Annotated in this window: 12 protein-coding genes; 2 read left to right on the plus strand and 10 right to left on the minus strand. The window is 43.4% G+C overall.

The window, feature by feature from the left end; genetic code table 11:
• Positions 1–90 precede the first annotated feature (90 nt).
• Positions 91–480, minus strand: coding sequence for a glycerol-3-phosphate cytidylyltransferase (gene tagD, locus MHB79_RS16440; RefSeq protein WP_008343212.1), 390 nt, complete (start codon positions 478–480; stop codon positions 91–93).
• A gap of 371 nt (positions 481–851) precedes the next feature.
• On the opposite strand from tagD, the gene MHB79_RS16445 reads away from it, so the two are divergent.
• Together MHB79_RS16445 and MHB79_RS16450 are read left to right on the plus strand one after the other, a co-directional pair.
• Complete coding sequence (locus MHB79_RS16445) at positions 852–1,622, plus strand: WecB/TagA/CpsF family glycosyltransferase (protein ID WP_003213336.1); 771 nt, start codon at positions 852–854, stop codon at positions 1,620–1,622.
• A gap of 11 nt (positions 1,623–1,633) precedes the next feature.
• Positions 1,634–2,821, plus strand: a complete 1,188-nt coding sequence (locus MHB79_RS16450) for a CDP-glycerol glycerophosphotransferase family protein (RefSeq protein ID WP_277551580.1) — start codon at positions 1,634–1,636, stop codon at positions 2,819–2,821.
• Positions 2,822–2,838: 17 nt separating this feature from the next.
• Here the strand turns inward: MHB79_RS16450 and MHB79_RS16455 are convergent, their stop codons facing one another.
• The 9 genes from MHB79_RS16455 to MHB79_RS16495 form a co-directional block, all read right to left on the minus strand.
• Positions 2,839–5,469, minus strand: coding sequence for an N-acetylglucosaminidase (locus tag MHB79_RS16455; RefSeq protein ID WP_340990244.1), 2,631 nt, complete (start codon positions 5,467–5,469; stop codon positions 2,839–2,841).
• Positions 5,470–5,791: 322 nt separating this feature from the next.
• Positions 5,792–6,742: a mannose-6-phosphate isomerase, class I gene (gene manA, locus MHB79_RS16460; protein WP_003212875.1), complete on the minus strand. Its 951-nt coding sequence runs from the start codon at positions 6,740–6,742 to the stop codon at positions 5,792–5,794.
• 146 nt (positions 6,743–6,888) lie between these two features.
• Positions 6,889–7,710 carry a carbohydrate ABC transporter permease gene (locus MHB79_RS16465; RefSeq protein WP_050944374.1) on the minus strand — a complete coding sequence of 274 codons (822 nt, stop codon included), beginning with the start codon at positions 7,708–7,710 and terminating at the stop codon, positions 6,889–6,891.
• Positions 7,707–8,672: a carbohydrate ABC transporter permease gene (locus MHB79_RS16470; RefSeq protein WP_420726663.1), complete on the minus strand. Its 966-nt coding sequence runs from the start codon at positions 8,670–8,672 to the stop codon at positions 7,707–7,709. The genes MHB79_RS16465 and MHB79_RS16470 overlap by 4 nt, the downstream gene beginning before the upstream one ends.
• A 61-nt stretch (positions 8,673–8,733) precedes the next feature.
• A complete protein-coding gene (locus MHB79_RS16475) occupies positions 8,734–9,999 on the minus strand; it encodes an ABC transporter substrate-binding protein (protein ID WP_253622104.1) in 1,266 nt (421 codons plus the stop codon).
• A 101-nt stretch (positions 10,000–10,100) separates the two neighbouring features.
• Positions 10,101–11,519: a response regulator gene (locus MHB79_RS16480; RefSeq protein WP_340990247.1), complete on the minus strand. Its 1,419-nt coding sequence runs from the start codon at positions 11,517–11,519 to the stop codon at positions 10,101–10,103.
• Positions 11,513–12,955: a sensor histidine kinase gene (locus MHB79_RS16485; RefSeq protein ID WP_340990249.1), complete on the minus strand. Its 1,443-nt coding sequence runs from the start codon at positions 12,953–12,955 to the stop codon at positions 11,513–11,515. The genes MHB79_RS16480 and MHB79_RS16485 overlap by 7 nt, the downstream gene beginning before the upstream one ends.
• The gene (locus MHB79_RS16490; RefSeq protein ID WP_340990251.1) at positions 12,936–13,952 is read right to left on the minus strand and encodes a sugar-binding protein; all 1,017 of its coding nucleotides are present in this window, start codon (positions 13,950–13,952) and stop codon (positions 12,936–12,938) included. Before MHB79_RS16490 ends, MHB79_RS16485 begins: the two co-directional genes overlap by 20 nt.
• A 67-nt stretch (positions 13,953–14,019) precedes the next feature.
• Positions 14,020–14,475, minus strand: coding sequence for a GNAT family N-acetyltransferase (locus MHB79_RS16495; protein ID WP_340990253.1), 456 nt, complete (start codon positions 14,473–14,475; stop codon positions 14,020–14,022).
• Between the last annotated feature and the right edge of the window lie 71 nt (positions 14,476–14,546).

A 14,546-nucleotide genomic window follows, 5' to 3' on the forward strand; every position in this document is an offset into this window, starting at 1 on the left:
CTCTCCTTAAAAATAATGATAACTTGCTCATTGTATTTTACATGAAAAAGCACTTCTCACCAAAAGATAAGAAGTACTTTTTTTGATCTATTAAAGTCCAGCAATTTCTTCCTTAATTTGTGTTGTCGAGATGCCTTCTGTTCTTTTCAAGTACACGACTTCGCAATGCTCTTTTAAGAAATCGAATTTACCTTCCCAGTCATCTCCCATGACAAACACATCAATATCGTGCTCTTGCACGTCACGGACTTTTTGATCCCAGCTGTTTTCTGGAATGACTTCGTCTACATAGCGAATCGTTTCAAGAATGAGCTTTCGATGCTCGTAGCTATGATAAGCCTTTTTTGATTTTTGTAAGTTAAACTCATCTGTCGAAATGGCCACCACTAAGTAATCTCCAAGCTGCTTTGCACGTTCGAGCAGCTTAATATGCCCCCAGTGTAATAAATCAAATGTACCGTAAGTAATAACTTTCTTCATCGCAAACATGAACTCCTTTCTTCATTCCTTATTCAACTGCTTTCATGCAGTAACGTTTATCCGTAATCCTATGATCTTCGTTCGTATTTTTTCGCTCTTCGGAACCTCATTATATCACAGCGCCCATCAAACGTTAAGCAGATGTAAAGACAAACTATTTCCAATTTATTGGGCGCAGAAGCGAAAGTCCGAAGAATCAATGTTTCTCGCAGCAGCCTCCTTATGAATTGATGAAAATGTCATGAAATTTAAAGGTTTGTAAAGTTATTGTTAATATTTCATGGAGCATCTGTGATAAAATGATGAGTAGACGAAGAATGAATTTACAATGAACGTTCATAGATAACAAGATGAAAAAGGAGGTCTAAACAATGCAAACAGAAGTGGTCTCTAACCTTTCTTATGTAAATGGCGACCTAGATGAATTTATTAGCTATATGAATCACCATCATATTTCTCAAAGAAGAGGCGCCATGATTGCGACTGTCAATCCAGAGATTGGCTATGCTGTTATGAAGGATCAGACGTATCATCAAGTTGTCTCTTCTGCGGATTATGTGCTGCCGGATGGTGTAGGCGTCGTCTTAATGTCACGTTTGACACAAAGTCCGCTGAAGTCAAGAATTGCTGGCTTTGATGTCTTCATGTCTATGCTTGATCTAGCAAACAAGCAGTCTAAAAGTATCTTTTTATATGGGGCGAAAAAAGAAGTGCTTGAGGCTGTTAAACAGCGAATTGATACGGAATATCCAAATGTGGTCATTGCAGGCAGCTGTGACGGTTATCAAGCCGATAAACGTTTCGTAGCAAAACAAATCGCTCGCTCGAAAGCAGATATGGTGTTCGTTGCTTTAGGTTACCCAAATCAGGAGAACTTTATTTATGAATACCGTCATTTATTCCCGCAGGCTGTTTGCATCGGTTTAGGCGGAAGCTTTGATGTATTTAGCGGAACGGTGAAGCGTGCACCACGCTGGATGATTAAAACAAATACAGAATGGCTGTACAGACTTGTTGTGAATCCATGGAGATGGAAGCGAATGTTGAATATTCCTAAATACGCTTTTGCCGTATTGAAAGAAAACAAAGGAAAAAAACGTTACTATCCTGAGCAAGTAAAGGATCAGACGAAGCAGCTGTGAGAGACTGACCAATGATAAATATACGCTCAATGATCATTTCAAGCTATGCAGCTTTCGTTTCTTTTATTGGATGGCTGATGAGCGGCGTGAAACCGCGTGAAAACCAGGTGACGCTGCTTGTTTCATTTCAAGAGAATGCAGCTGCTCTTATTGATACTTATCAACAACAGGCGAACATGACGATGAAGCTTACTGTCCTCTATACGAAGCATGCTTCTGCGATAGAAAAGGACGAGTCTCATCTGTCATTTCGCTATTTTCATGAAAAAAATCCTCTCCATCTCATTCAATGTATTTATACGATGTTTAAAAGCAAGGTTGTCGTAACAGATAATTACTTTCTCATGACAAGCGTACTCAGAAAACGTCCTTCTACCACCTGTATTCAAGTATGGCATGCCAATGGGGCGTTGAAAAAATTCGGTCTTGAAGATGCTTCAAATTCGGAACGAAGCCGTCGTGACATCAAACGGTTCAAACGAGTCTATGCGTCTTTCGATTATATCGTTACAGGCTCAGATCATATGCGCGAGATTTTTAAGTCTTCGTTTGGGGTGAATGATGAACGTTTTTTACCAACAGGTGTACCGATGACGGATGTGTACTATGACCAGCGCCCGTCTTCCTTGAAGCCGAATGATTTTCCTAAAGGGAAAAAGATCCTGCTTTATGCACCGACCTATCGAGACTTTGCAATGGACAGTCTTGTCCTGCCTTTTTCAAAGGAGCAATTACAAACAGAGCTAAACGGAGATTATATTCTGCTCGTCAAGCTTCATCCTGCGGTCAAACATTTAGCGAAGGCGGAAACAGACGATGAATGGATATTTGATGTGTCCGATCAGCCGCTTTATCCATTGCTTTGTGCATGCGATGTCCTGATCACAGATTACTCATCGATTGTGTTTGAATATGCACTGCTTGAAAAGCCTGTTTTGTTCTTCACTTATGACTTAGACACTTATCGAGAGAAACGCGGCTTAGTCGATCGGTATGAGGACATCATTCCTGGGAAGGCTTGTATCACTCAAAGCATGCTCTTGAAGGAGCTACTTCATCTAAATGAATCAGATCAACTAAAACGAATTAAAACCTTCGCAGAGGAATGGAATCAATATTCAAAGGGAAGGTCCAGTGAGCAGCTCTTATTCTTTATTGAACAGCAGCTCTTACACAAAAAACGTCCGGCTTCTCATTAGGAAGCACGGACGTTTTTTTATTTGTTATAAACCGGGATATCGTAATAGAGCGTATAGTTATCAAGTAAGTTATACAAGCTATACATACGAGTGACTTGCTTATATGCCCAGCCAATATCTGTTGCATATTGATGAGTCGCTGAACTAGACCAGCGCATTTTATAAATCGTATCTTGTTTGTATGTGGCGTGGTTGATATAGCTGTTGCCAATGAATTTTGCCCCGCCAATAATGGCTGCCTCTGGCGTGAACCATTGCTGTTCATACGCATATTTTGCACCGAGGTAATTCGGATTGCTGTCGTATGCGCCAATGCCATACATATTATATACTTTCTTTCCATTAAACATCGTACCATTCGCTAAAATGGAACCTCCGTTACCTGTTTCAAGCAACGCGTGAGAAATGAGATAAATTTCGTTGATATGATACGTTTTCGCTGCCGTAATAAAGGCTTGTCCTTTACCTGCTAGAATCCCTTTGCCTGCTAGAATCTTTGAATTGACTTCTGCCGGATTGAGATTCGCAGCTTCAGAGAGTTTCAGAAATTGAAAATAAGATTGAGTGCCCTCAGCAATATTGGCTGGGTCTACATATTTTTGCACCTCTGCTGAGCTTGCATTTCTCCAGCCAAGGCTGATCTTGATCCAGTTTCCTTCTTTCCCAAGCTGTTTCACTTTTGCTCCTTTATTCAGCTGCGCCACGATGTTGCTCGCAGAGCCCGAATCAGGTGTCGAACGAACATTTAAGCCGTCCGTATTCACAGTTGACGTCGCCGTGTCAACATATGGTGCATAGACATAGGCTGCACCATCTGTCTGTGGTGACACCTTCATTTGCTTGTTCACCATCTCATTGACAGTGAGGTTGTAGTTCGTTTGCATGACCATTGGGCCATTTTTAATTTTTACAGCTGTAGCTGTCCAGCCATATTGACTTTTCACAAAAGCAATCGCTGCATTTACAGTTGGTAATCCTGTGAATTGCTGCGTAATGTTGATTTTGTAGGTTGGTTTCGTTGTTGTTTGATAGGCAGCTGATTCATTCCGTTTTTTGAAAAATGCCATGCCTTGATCGCGCAATGCAGCTGTTGAGATGGCACCTGTTTTGATCTGATATTGAGCATAATCTGTTGTCCCAGTTTTTTGAGCAGCTGCTTTCATTTTTTGTTTCGTTAAATAGCTTAGCGCTTGATTCAGTTTAGTCTGATTCACCGTCGGCTCTGTCGTGATCCGGTATTGTTTAACCGCTTCTGTCAACGTTTTTGTACTGCTGGCAACGCCATTTTTCTTGATAATCTCTTGAGCCTGCTTGACTTTACTTTGCTCATATACAGGTGTTGTCTTGAGGCTATACGTTTTGCTGACAGCTTGGCCCTTACCAGTTGTAATGCTGCTTGTCACTTTCTGCGTTTTTAAATATGCGGCACCTTTATTTATTTTGGCTTGCTCCGCTGATTGATTGACGACAAGTCGATACGTGCTGTCAGATGCTTTACCTGTTTTTTTCGTTGTCGCTGATACCTTTTTCTTTTGGAAGAAAGCTGCTGCTTTTTTCGCTTGATCATCTCCTAATAGGTTTCCAGTCACTACTTGATATGGCTGTGTAGAAGAGATCTTTTTTGATGTGTAGCGCCATTTCTTTTTCTTGAAAAAGGCCACCGTTTTTCCGTATGCTGTATCGTTCAGTTGATTGAGCTTCACGATATAATTTTTTGTTTTTCCCACTCGCTGCACAGTCCCTGTAGCGCCGGTTTGTTTCTTAATCTGGGCCGCAGCTGAGGATGCTTGTTTGTTGTCTTTGAAATAGCCTGATTCCAAGCGATACACATTTTTTAAAGCGCCTGTCTTTTGAATCTTCCCGCTGATCTTCGCTTCTCTTTGGAGCTGGGTAAGAAGCGTCTGTGCTTTTGACTGGCTCACTTGTGTAGCTGATGTGACGATGTAATATGGCTTGCCTGCTGTCACCGTTTGAAGCACTGCTTTTAAACCAGACTCTTTTTGAAAGCCTTGCAGGATCGTATTCGCCTTACTTTGTCCAACGATACCGCCTGAAATCAGCTGATACACAGTGCCAGCTTTGTTTTCAGTTTGGTATGTACTGGTGACACCGGCCTGCTTTTGTAATTCGGTTTGAATATTTTTGACTTTCGTTTCAGAATCAATGGTTCCTGAAATGACCTGATAAGAAGGTCTGCTTTGATTGATGACTTCATAGGTGCTACCGAGCCCTGTTGTTTTCGTTAGCTCGAGCGAGAGCTTTTTCGCCTGAGCTTCATCATTGACGGGGTCAGATACGACCTTTTGTAATGGAAGGCGGTCACCCACTGGGGACACCGTACCGCTCATACCCGTCTCTTTTTTTAATGCAGCTGCACTTGCACTCGCTGCTGCTTGTGACTCATATCCTGAGGCAGTGAGCTGATAGGTCGACGTGTTTCCTGAGGTTTGATAAGTGGCTGTCCACTTTTTGTCATTCTTCAATGTTTCCACTGCTTTTTTTACTTCTGATTCTGTTGTAAATACCTTTGAGGTGTTCATCGTATAAATGGATTGATCGACATAGGAGGCTGCTTGCACTTCTTTGCCCGTCTGTATTGTCATACCAAAGGCAGCTGCGAGTAACATAATCTTGATGGTTTTTTTCACGTTCACTGTCCCTCTCTTACTTTGCATAATAGTCTACTAATCTCTTTATCGACAAAAACAAGTACTCTTTCAAGTTATTTATGCAATAGAAAAATAGAGGACCCCTTCGAAGTCCTCTCAGCGTGTAGACAAACCCTCGCATTCGGTGTCAGGTCTGCGCTTCGGTGCTCACGAATGTCAAATTCGCTCCGCTCCGGTGCTCGTCCTTCCTAGACTTCAAAGGTTTTCTATCACGCTGAAAAGAAGGCAAAGGGCAAAAATAAAGGTCATTTTCGCCCTTTGTCAACAATCTGAGAGGACCCCTTCGAAGTCCTCTTTTTCTTTATATATGCGATACAATCAGCTCACAAGTTCCTTCAATTGAGAAGCTCCCTGTTTCAGCTGGCAGGATAAAATGAGCTCCTTTAGGCAGTGGATATGTATGTCCATCATGCGTTAGAGCCCCTTCCCCGCTAATTACACTGCACAGCAAAAATGAATAATCTTGCGAAAGCTCCACTGCTTGATCAATTTCCCATTTATACACAGAGAAATACTCTGCTTCAACAAACGTTCGAATGGTCAGCCCACGGCGTGTTTCAACTGATTCATCTGCATACCCGTCTACATGGGGAACCGTTGTGACATCAATGGCTTGCGCAAAATGAAGTTCACGTTCATTGCCATTCTGATCTTTTCGTTCATAATCATATACCCGATAGGTGGTATCTGAGCTTTGCTGCGTTTCGAGGACAAGCGTTCCTTCGCAAAGCGCATGAATGGTACCGCTTGGCACATAATAAAAATCACCAGGCTTAATCTTCACACGACGCAAAAGACCTTCCCAATCTCCACTGTTCATCATGGTCACAAGCTCAGTTCTTGTTCTTGCATTGTGCCCATAGATCATTTCTGCTCCTTCTTTGCAGTCAATGATATACCAGCACTCTGTTTTTCCAAGCTCGCCATTTTCATGTCTTTCCGCATAATCATCATCTGGATGAACTTGAACGGATAAGTCCTGGTTTGCATCTAAAATTTTGGTTAACAGCGGGAATCGATCGCCTTCTATTCCCCCGAACAATTCTCTGTGATTGTCCCATAGTTCGATCAGCGTTTTCCCTTTATATGGACCGTCTTGCACGACACTTGGTCCGTTTGGATGAGCAGAAATTGCCCAGCATTCTCCCGTTTGATCAGAAGGAATATCATAGCCAAATTGATCTCTTAAGGCTGTACCTCCCCATATTCTCTCCTTCAATTCAGGCAGTAAAAAAATTGGTGACTGCTTCATTCAGGATGACTCCTCCCTTTGCTACCCTTTGATAATCCTTGCCAAGCTTGATGAAAACTAGCAAGTCTCAACTTTTATTATGACGCTATCTAAAGAGAAGTCAATCCTTTCAGTACACCAAATGAAAACGATAACACTAAAATGTTTCATCCTTTGACAGAGCCTGCGAGAAGCCCTTTGACAAAGTATTTTCCGAGCAGAATATAGACCAAGAGTGTCGGCAATGCGGCCAATATCGCCCCTGCCATTTGGACGTTCCATTGCACAATTTGACTGCCTGATAGATTTTGCAAGGCAACCATCACTGGCTGATGCTCCGCAGTGGTCATCGTGACTGCAAATAAGAACTCATTCCACACATTTGTGAACTGCCAAATGGCGACTACAACAAATCCTGTGATCGAAAGCGGAAGAATCATATGTCTGAAAATCCCGATAAACCCTGCACCGTCCATTTTTGCCGATTCAATCATTTCATCAGGAATGCTCACATAGAAGTTTCGAAACATGAGCGTTGTGATTGGGAGTCCATATACGACATGGACAAGCACCAAACCTGGAATCGAATTATACAATCCGACTTCACGTAAAAATTGAATGAGTGGAATGAGGATACTTTGATATGGAATAAACATTCCAAACAGCATCAGCGTAAAGACCACTTCTGATCCTTTGAAACGCCATTTTGATAGGACATAGCCATTCATCGCCCCTAAGACAGCTGACAATAAGGTAGCCGGAATGACTAGATAAAGAGAATTCATTAAATTGGGCGCTAGCTTTTCAAATGCGATTTGATAGCTTGAAAAATCGAGTGTTGACGGTAGCGCCCACATTTTCTCAAGGGTCACTTCACCTAATGGCTTCAAGCTTGTGACGAGCATGACATAGACTGGCATCAGAAAAAACAGACTGCACAAAATCAATAAAGCATAAAGGACTGGACGGACAAACCATCTAGCTGTCATGATGACGCCCCCTTCCGGCTCGACAGGAGATATGGCACGATAAAGACCGCAACAGAGATCAGCATCACAATCGCGATGGCGGCACCGCCTGCATAATGGTTTCCTCTAAAGGTCATTTCAAACATGTAAACGCCCGGAACATCTGTGACAAAGTTTGCACCCGGTCCTGTCATCGAGTAAATCAAATCGAAAATCTTTAATGAAATATGAGCCATGATGATAATGACACTTGCAGTTATCGGTTTTAATAGAGGGAAAATAATCTTCCAGTAAATCTGCCACTCGGTTGCGCCATCCATTCTAGCAGCCTCTCTTACTTCCTCTGGAATGCCTCTCAAACCCGCCAAATACATTGCTAGAGAAAATCCAGTCATCTGCCAAACAGCTGCAATCACGACTGCAATCATTGCTGCAGGGACACCAAACTCAATTTTCCCCCAGACAAATCCAGCTAAAATGTTCGTATCCGTGTACCACTTAGGCTGGATACCAAGCGTCTTTAAAAATAGATTCACCCCTGTGGACGGGTTTAAAATCCATTGCCAGACGACCCCTGTCACAACGAAGGAAAGGGCCATTGGAAAGAAAAATAAATTCCGAAATAGAGATTCACCCTTGATCTTCTGATCTAGTAAAATCGCAAGTGCGAGCCCAGAGGCAATAACGGCTCCAATAAAGAATAGAGTGAAAAAGACCGTGTTTCGAAGATCTGACTGAAAGCGGAAATCTTGAAACAGCATGATATAGTTTTGAAGACCTGCGAAAGAGAAATCAGGAACAAGCGAGGTCCAATTTGATAATGACACATACCCTGTCCAGCCAATAAAGCCGTAAACAAAGATGAATAATAAAACAGCCGACGGGGCTAAAAATAGAAGCGCAAGCAGCTGATCCCCACTCCATTTTTTCCGCACACGTTTGACTTTGGGTGTTGCTGCTTTTGTGATCGGCGATGTATCCATACGCATGAAGCTACACTCCTTTTTAAAAAAGAGGCGGTGCTTAGTCGCCGCCTCCTCGTCTTTATTTCATTGAATCTTTTAAAGATGAAACAAACTGGCTGCTGTCTTTTTGTGTGACGAAGATATTGACGGCTTGATTCGCTTTTGTCACAAACCCTTCTTCAGCAGCTGAACCATGTGCGAGAGACGGCGCCAGCTTTGATTCTTTAAATGCCTTCATCGCCGATTTTCCGTATTCATCATATTTAGAAACATCTGCATCCACTCGTGCTGGAATCGATCCCTTCAGCGGATTAAATGCATCCTGTCCTTCCACAGATCCTAAAACAGATAAGAATTTCTTCACGTTTTCTGGCTGTTTCACGCCCTTTGGCAGTCCAAATGTATCGGTGATGACCATAAAGCTTCCCTCTGTGCCAGGAGTCGCCACGTATCCAAAGTCTTTATTCACCTTCAGATCCAGATCATTCACAAAGTACCCCTTCGCCCAGTCGCCCATGACATTCATTGCAGCTTCCCCTTTTGCTACGAGCTGCGAGGCATCCTGCCAGTTACGTGAGCTGTGGTCATCATTGACGTATTCAAGCATACGTCCAAAGATGTCTGCCGCTTCCTTCACTTTTGCGTCATCCATTTTCATGTCGCCAGCCCAAAGCTTTTGATAACCGTCAGCGCCTAAAACGCCGAGCAGCACACTCTCAAACAAATGTGTTGCTGCCCAAGGCTCTTTATCCCCAAGTGCGAGCGGTGTAATGCCTTTTTTCTTTAATGCATCTGCTGTTTTGAAAAATTCATCAAAGGTCGTTGGTGGCTCTAAGCCTGCATCGTCAAATACCTTCTTGTTATACCAAAGCACATTGCCTCTGTGAATATTCACTGGTACTGAATAGATTTTCCCATCTTTGCTGACAAGGTCGATGAGTGATTCTGGAAATTTGTCCTTCCAGCCTTCTTTTTCATATAGATCATCCAGAGGCTCCATTTTGCCTGCTGTGACCCAGCTCTCATTCAGCTCCGCTCCGCCATGTACTTGGAATGTAGCTGGCGGGTCATTTCCTTGCATCCGGCTAGTCAGAACAGCCTTTGCATTTGTACCAGCACCACCTGCGACGGCTGCATTTTCAATTGGGATGTCTTTATTTTTCTCTTCAAACAATTGAATGAGTGCTTTCAGTCCGTCCTCCTCACCTGCTCCAGTCCACCAAGAGAAAATGTCGAGCTTCTCTGCTCCGCCCTCTTTTTTCGCATCTGAGCTCGTCGATGAACTACAGGCAGTGACGATAAGCATACAGAGCACTAACAGCGTAAAGCCTAATTTAACCTTCATGATTGATCCCCCATCCTCATTTTGTAAGCGTTATCATAATAAGTATAATGGCAGATCCTTTCTTTTTTTAGGCAAACTTCTTCACTTTTTTATGAAATTCTTCATTTTTTTACGGTCTGTTTTCGATATTCCTTCGTTGAACAACCCACCATCTTCTTAAACACACGGCTGACGTAATTGGGGTCTGTATATCCTGCCTTATAGGTAATTTCTTTTAAACTAAGCGAGCTGTCTTTGAGAAGCTTTTTGATTTTATCCAGCCGGCAGGTGGTCACATATTCTTTAAATGTCAGCCCTGTCTCGTCTTTAAACCGTTTTGTGAAATAGGTTGGACTTAAATCAACATAGGCGGCAGTCTGCTCCAGCGTGATCTGTTCACAAAAATGCGTTTTGATGTATCGCTTTGCCCGCTCGATATCATTCACAGTCTGGTTTCTTGCTTCGTACACGTCAAATAAATATTCACAGCACTGACGGCATTCAGCAGCGGTGCTGATCGTTAATATTGGCCAGTCTGTTCGGAGCCGTGATTTAAATAAAATCAGCAGCTCTTTTAGTTGTGACAGGGTCGCCCCCTCTAGCTCAAAGGCATCGAATAAAGCGAGCGCATCCTCTCTTCTCCCTTCTTCCATTGCCTGCATCATATCGTCTGCAAGCTCAGGCAGATGGATCAATGGATGAGACTGTTCTTCTGTTTGGTAAAAACCATAACGAACAACGCCGGGGCTCTTTTTCCGCTGATAATAGGCAAGCTTCGCCTCTGCTGCACTTTTCTGAAGATAAAGCGGATTTGAGACCGGGTGTCCTATGCCAACGACAGGTGAAGGCTGATCGTTTGTTGTGGCAGTTCGAATCGCCTGCAGGACATCTGCCTTTAACTGACCAGGCGCTTGGTGACGATAAATAAGACATGTAAACAGCTCACCACTCACCTGAATCGGCACCGTATGAAAAAGGGAAGATGTCTGTAAATCAATCAACAGCTGATCCCCGATTGTCCGCTGTACAGCGATGACAAGACCTGCTTTGAATTCATGAAACAGTTGTTGAAACTCCGTTGAGGTATAGGATTGACCGTTTATGACATGAGCTTCAAGCCACTTTGACTGCTGACCGGCCGCCATCGCCTGCCGCTGAGACGCCTCCTGCTGAATTTCTGCCGCAACCGTGCGAATGGCGGCGATGGTTTCATCTTTGTCAGCCGGTTTGACGAGGTATTGCTTCACCCCTTCTTGCATCGCTTGCTTGGCATAATCAAACGTATCGTAGGCTGTCAGCATAATAAATTTTGTATGAGGACTGCTCGCTTTGATTTGCTTGATCGCTGTGAGTCCATCCATTCCGGGCATCTGAATATCCATGAGCACAAGATGAACGGGCTCAGTTCGCACGAATTCAACCGCTTTCTTTCCATTTTCAGCTTCTCCTGCGATATGACACTCTGGAAGCCAATCCGTCATGAACTTCCGCATCGCTAGCCGTTCTATCTTTTCATCATCCACAATCAGCACGTTCAGCATGCAGGTCCCTCCTTCATCGGAATAGCCAATTGAATGGTGGTGCCTTCGTTTGGCTTTGAGTCAATTTGCAGGGCATCTTTTACCCCATAAAACAAATGCAGCCTTGACATCACATTGCGAAGACCGATCCCTGTCGAGTGCCCTTTACTCAAGATGTTTGGATCTTCCTCTTCTTTTTCTGATAGCAATCTCCTTTTCTCTTGTTCGTTGATTCCCATCCCATTGTCCCGAATCCGAATCATCACATAGCCGCCTTCTTGATAGATCGAGAGTTCGACAAGCCCGTCTTCCTCCTTTGGTTCGACGCCATGAATAAAGGCATTTTCAACAAGCGGCTGTAAGGTGAGACTTGGGATATGTACAGATAAACACGATTCATCTATGATCGTTTTGCATGTGATACGATCGGCAAATCTCGTTTCTTGTATATGAAAATATTCTTTGACCACTTTTACTTCTTGTTCGAGCGTAACGGATGCACTGAGAGCTGACAGCGAATAACGCATGAGAGTGGAAACAGATTGGATCAACCTCGATGTGGCATCCGCTGATTCTAAGTAAGCCATGCGTGAGACGATGTTTAAGGTATTAAATAAAAAATGTGGGTTCATTTGGTTTTGCAGCGTTTTCAGCTTCATGTCTTTGATTTTTTGATCTAAGGCTGCCTTTTGTTTCATCTCTTCAATCATCAGTTTCATCTCTTGACGCATTCGCTGAAAAGCCTCATTTAATACAGAAATTTCATCCTTTGAGGTGACATGCAAGTCCGCTCCATCAAAGTTTCCTTCTGATACTTCCTTTACGCTTCGAGAGAGATGGACGATCGGTCTTGATATCCCGCCAGCAATCATATACGCCATCCATAAGGCGACCCCAATGGACAGCGTAAACAAACATAGGGTAAAGAGCGCATAGGTTTGGTGTCTTTTTTGCAGAGATTGATAAAGTACTTGATACTCAGACAATTCATCATCAAGCAGGGTCATCGTTTGCTCTTGTATGTAGGAGGAGACGGTTCTTACTTCCTTCACACTTGCTGCATATTCTTTGATTTTCCCTTCTTTTACATGTGTCATGGTCGCATCACTTTCATTGATGAGCGTCCGCATCATATATTGGTATTTTTCGATAGAAGGAATGGCCGCATGAAGCCCGGCATCTTTTCGCAATGCCCGGTCGTAGGATTTCATTTTTTGTTTTGAAGCTAGATATTCTTTGGCAAACTGCTGATCCTTTTCGATCGCATACGCATTGACCTTTTCATACATCGTTTTTGCCTCTGTCGATATATCATTAAGCAGGAGAAAAGAACGAAAGCTTCTGCTATATTCTGATGTGATATTCGAGCTGCTCCAATAGACGAAAAAAGCGGCCACGTTGCCAAGGAATACAAGGGTTAAAAATGCCAGTAGCAATTTACTTCGAATCCTTCTCACGGCTGCACCCCTGCCTTCTGTCTGTTTGCTGCAGCGGCAGATCCTCGCGCCGAATCACACTCGTTCCTGTGTACTGAAGCGGTTCTTCTTTTTCACCTTTTTGCAAACGCACAAGCGATTCCACTGCTTGATAGCCCATTTCATAAGGGTGCTGAACAACGACTGCATCAATCTCTCCATCATCGAGCGCCTGAATCGTATCTGGCAACGTATCAAATGCGAGTACATAGATATCTGCGGACGATTGATATTGCGCTGTTGCTTGAATAATCCCTGCACCATCTAATGCACTCGTGCCGTAAAATGCGGTAAGCTTCGCATGATCGTTTAATAGTTTATACGCGGCACCGGAGGCCCCTGATTTGGTAATGGCTGATTCTTCTATTCCAGCAATATGAATGCGTTTTTCAGCGGCGACGGCATCTCGAAACCCTTTGACGCGCTGCTTTTGATGAACAGCATCAAGCCTGCCTGTGACAATTCCTACATACTGTTCGCCTTTTGTATCTGCGATGAGTGCCTGTCCTGCGATAAAGCCAGAATAATAATTGTCCGTGCCTACATACACTTGACGCTTACTCCCCTCTGCATCCGTATCAACGGTGACAACATCAATGCCCTTTTCCCTCGCCTTCTGAAAAAGCGGTTTGTATTTTTTCGCATCAAGTCCCTGTGTCATAATGCCATCGACATGCCCTGCGATTGCCATATCAATGGTTTTCAAATGGTCGTCTATATCGGCTTGCTTCGGACCCAAATATTCTAAATACACGTGATGAGCGGCTGCCGCATCAGCAGCTCCCTTTTGTACTAGCTGCCAATATTCGTTATCAAGCTCCTCCGGTACAAGGACAAAGTGATATTGATAGGTTGTTGTCGCTTTTTCGGAAGCGCTTTCAATTCTAAATAAATCTTGACCTAATGATGTTAAAAAAATGACAGATACGACACAAAAAGTGAGAAAGGCGCTCACCCCGATCCACTTTGATACTTTCACCACATCCTCCCCCTTTCAAAAATTGCGCATAAAAAAAGAGCTGCTTATAAGCATACTCTCTCGACCTCTATAATTCCTTTGTCATAAATAAACTGTTTGAATCTTCTTGATATGAACCGAAAGGCGGACAAATATAAAACCCAACACTCTCATATAGTTTTCTTGCTGGCTCGAAGAAAGACATCGCACCTGTCTCTAAGCTGATACGTGAATAGCCGCGGCTTTTTGCCTCTTGGAGAAGATGGTTCAGCATATACCTTGCTACACCTTTTCGCATATGGAGAGCTGCAGTCCTCATGGATTTGATTTCGCCGTGATCACTTGACAGCTCCTTTAACGCTCCGCAGCCAAGAAGCTCCTCTCCATCCCGCACACTCCACACTGTGACATCTTGCTTTTTCAAATCAGCTAACGGAAGGGCATGAATGCTTTCTGGCGGGGAATGCTCTTTCATTTCTTCTATATGAGCGGTAATCAGCTGCTCTATTTGTCCATCCGTGAGTGTATCTTGTTGAATGTACACATCTCTCACTCCTTCACGATCATTGTACGTGAAGAGTCAGCATTCACCTGCTGTTATGTCAGATAAACGAA

The organism is Bacillus sp. FSL M7-0558, from assembly GCF_038003245.1.
Classification (GTDB): Bacteria; Bacillota; Bacilli; order Bacillales; family Bacillaceae; genus Bacillus; species Bacillus pumilus.

Excerpts from the sequence above, each read along its gene's own strand:
- manA (WP_003212875.1), bottom strand. The coding sequence starts at position 6,742 with ATGAAGCAGTCACCAATTTTTTTACTGCCTGAATTGAAGGAGAGAATA.
- MHB79_RS16465 (WP_050944374.1), bottom strand. The coding sequence starts at position 7,710 with ATGACAGCTAGATGGTTTGTCCGTCCAGTCCTTTATGCTTTATTGATT.
- MHB79_RS16480 (WP_340990247.1), bottom strand. The coding sequence starts at position 11,519 with ATGCTGAACGTGCTGATTGTGGATGATGAAAAGATAGAACGGCTAGCG.
- MHB79_RS16450 (WP_277551580.1), top strand. The coding sequence starts at position 1,634 with ATGATAAATATACGCTCAATGATCATTTCAAGCTATGCAGCTTTCGTT.
- tagD (WP_008343212.1), bottom strand. The coding sequence starts at position 480 with ATGAAGAAAGTTATTACTTACGGTACATTTGATTTATTACACTGGGGG.
- MHB79_RS16475 (WP_253622104.1), bottom strand. The coding sequence starts at position 9,999 with ATGAAGGTTAAATTAGGCTTTACGCTGTTAGTGCTCTGTATGCTTATC.
- MHB79_RS16445 (WP_003213336.1), top strand. The coding sequence starts at position 852 with ATGCAAACAGAAGTGGTCTCTAACCTTTCTTATGTAAATGGCGACCTA.
- MHB79_RS16470 (WP_420726663.1), bottom strand. The coding sequence starts at position 8,672 with ATGGATACATCGCCGATCACAAAAGCAGCAACACCCAAAGTCAAACGT.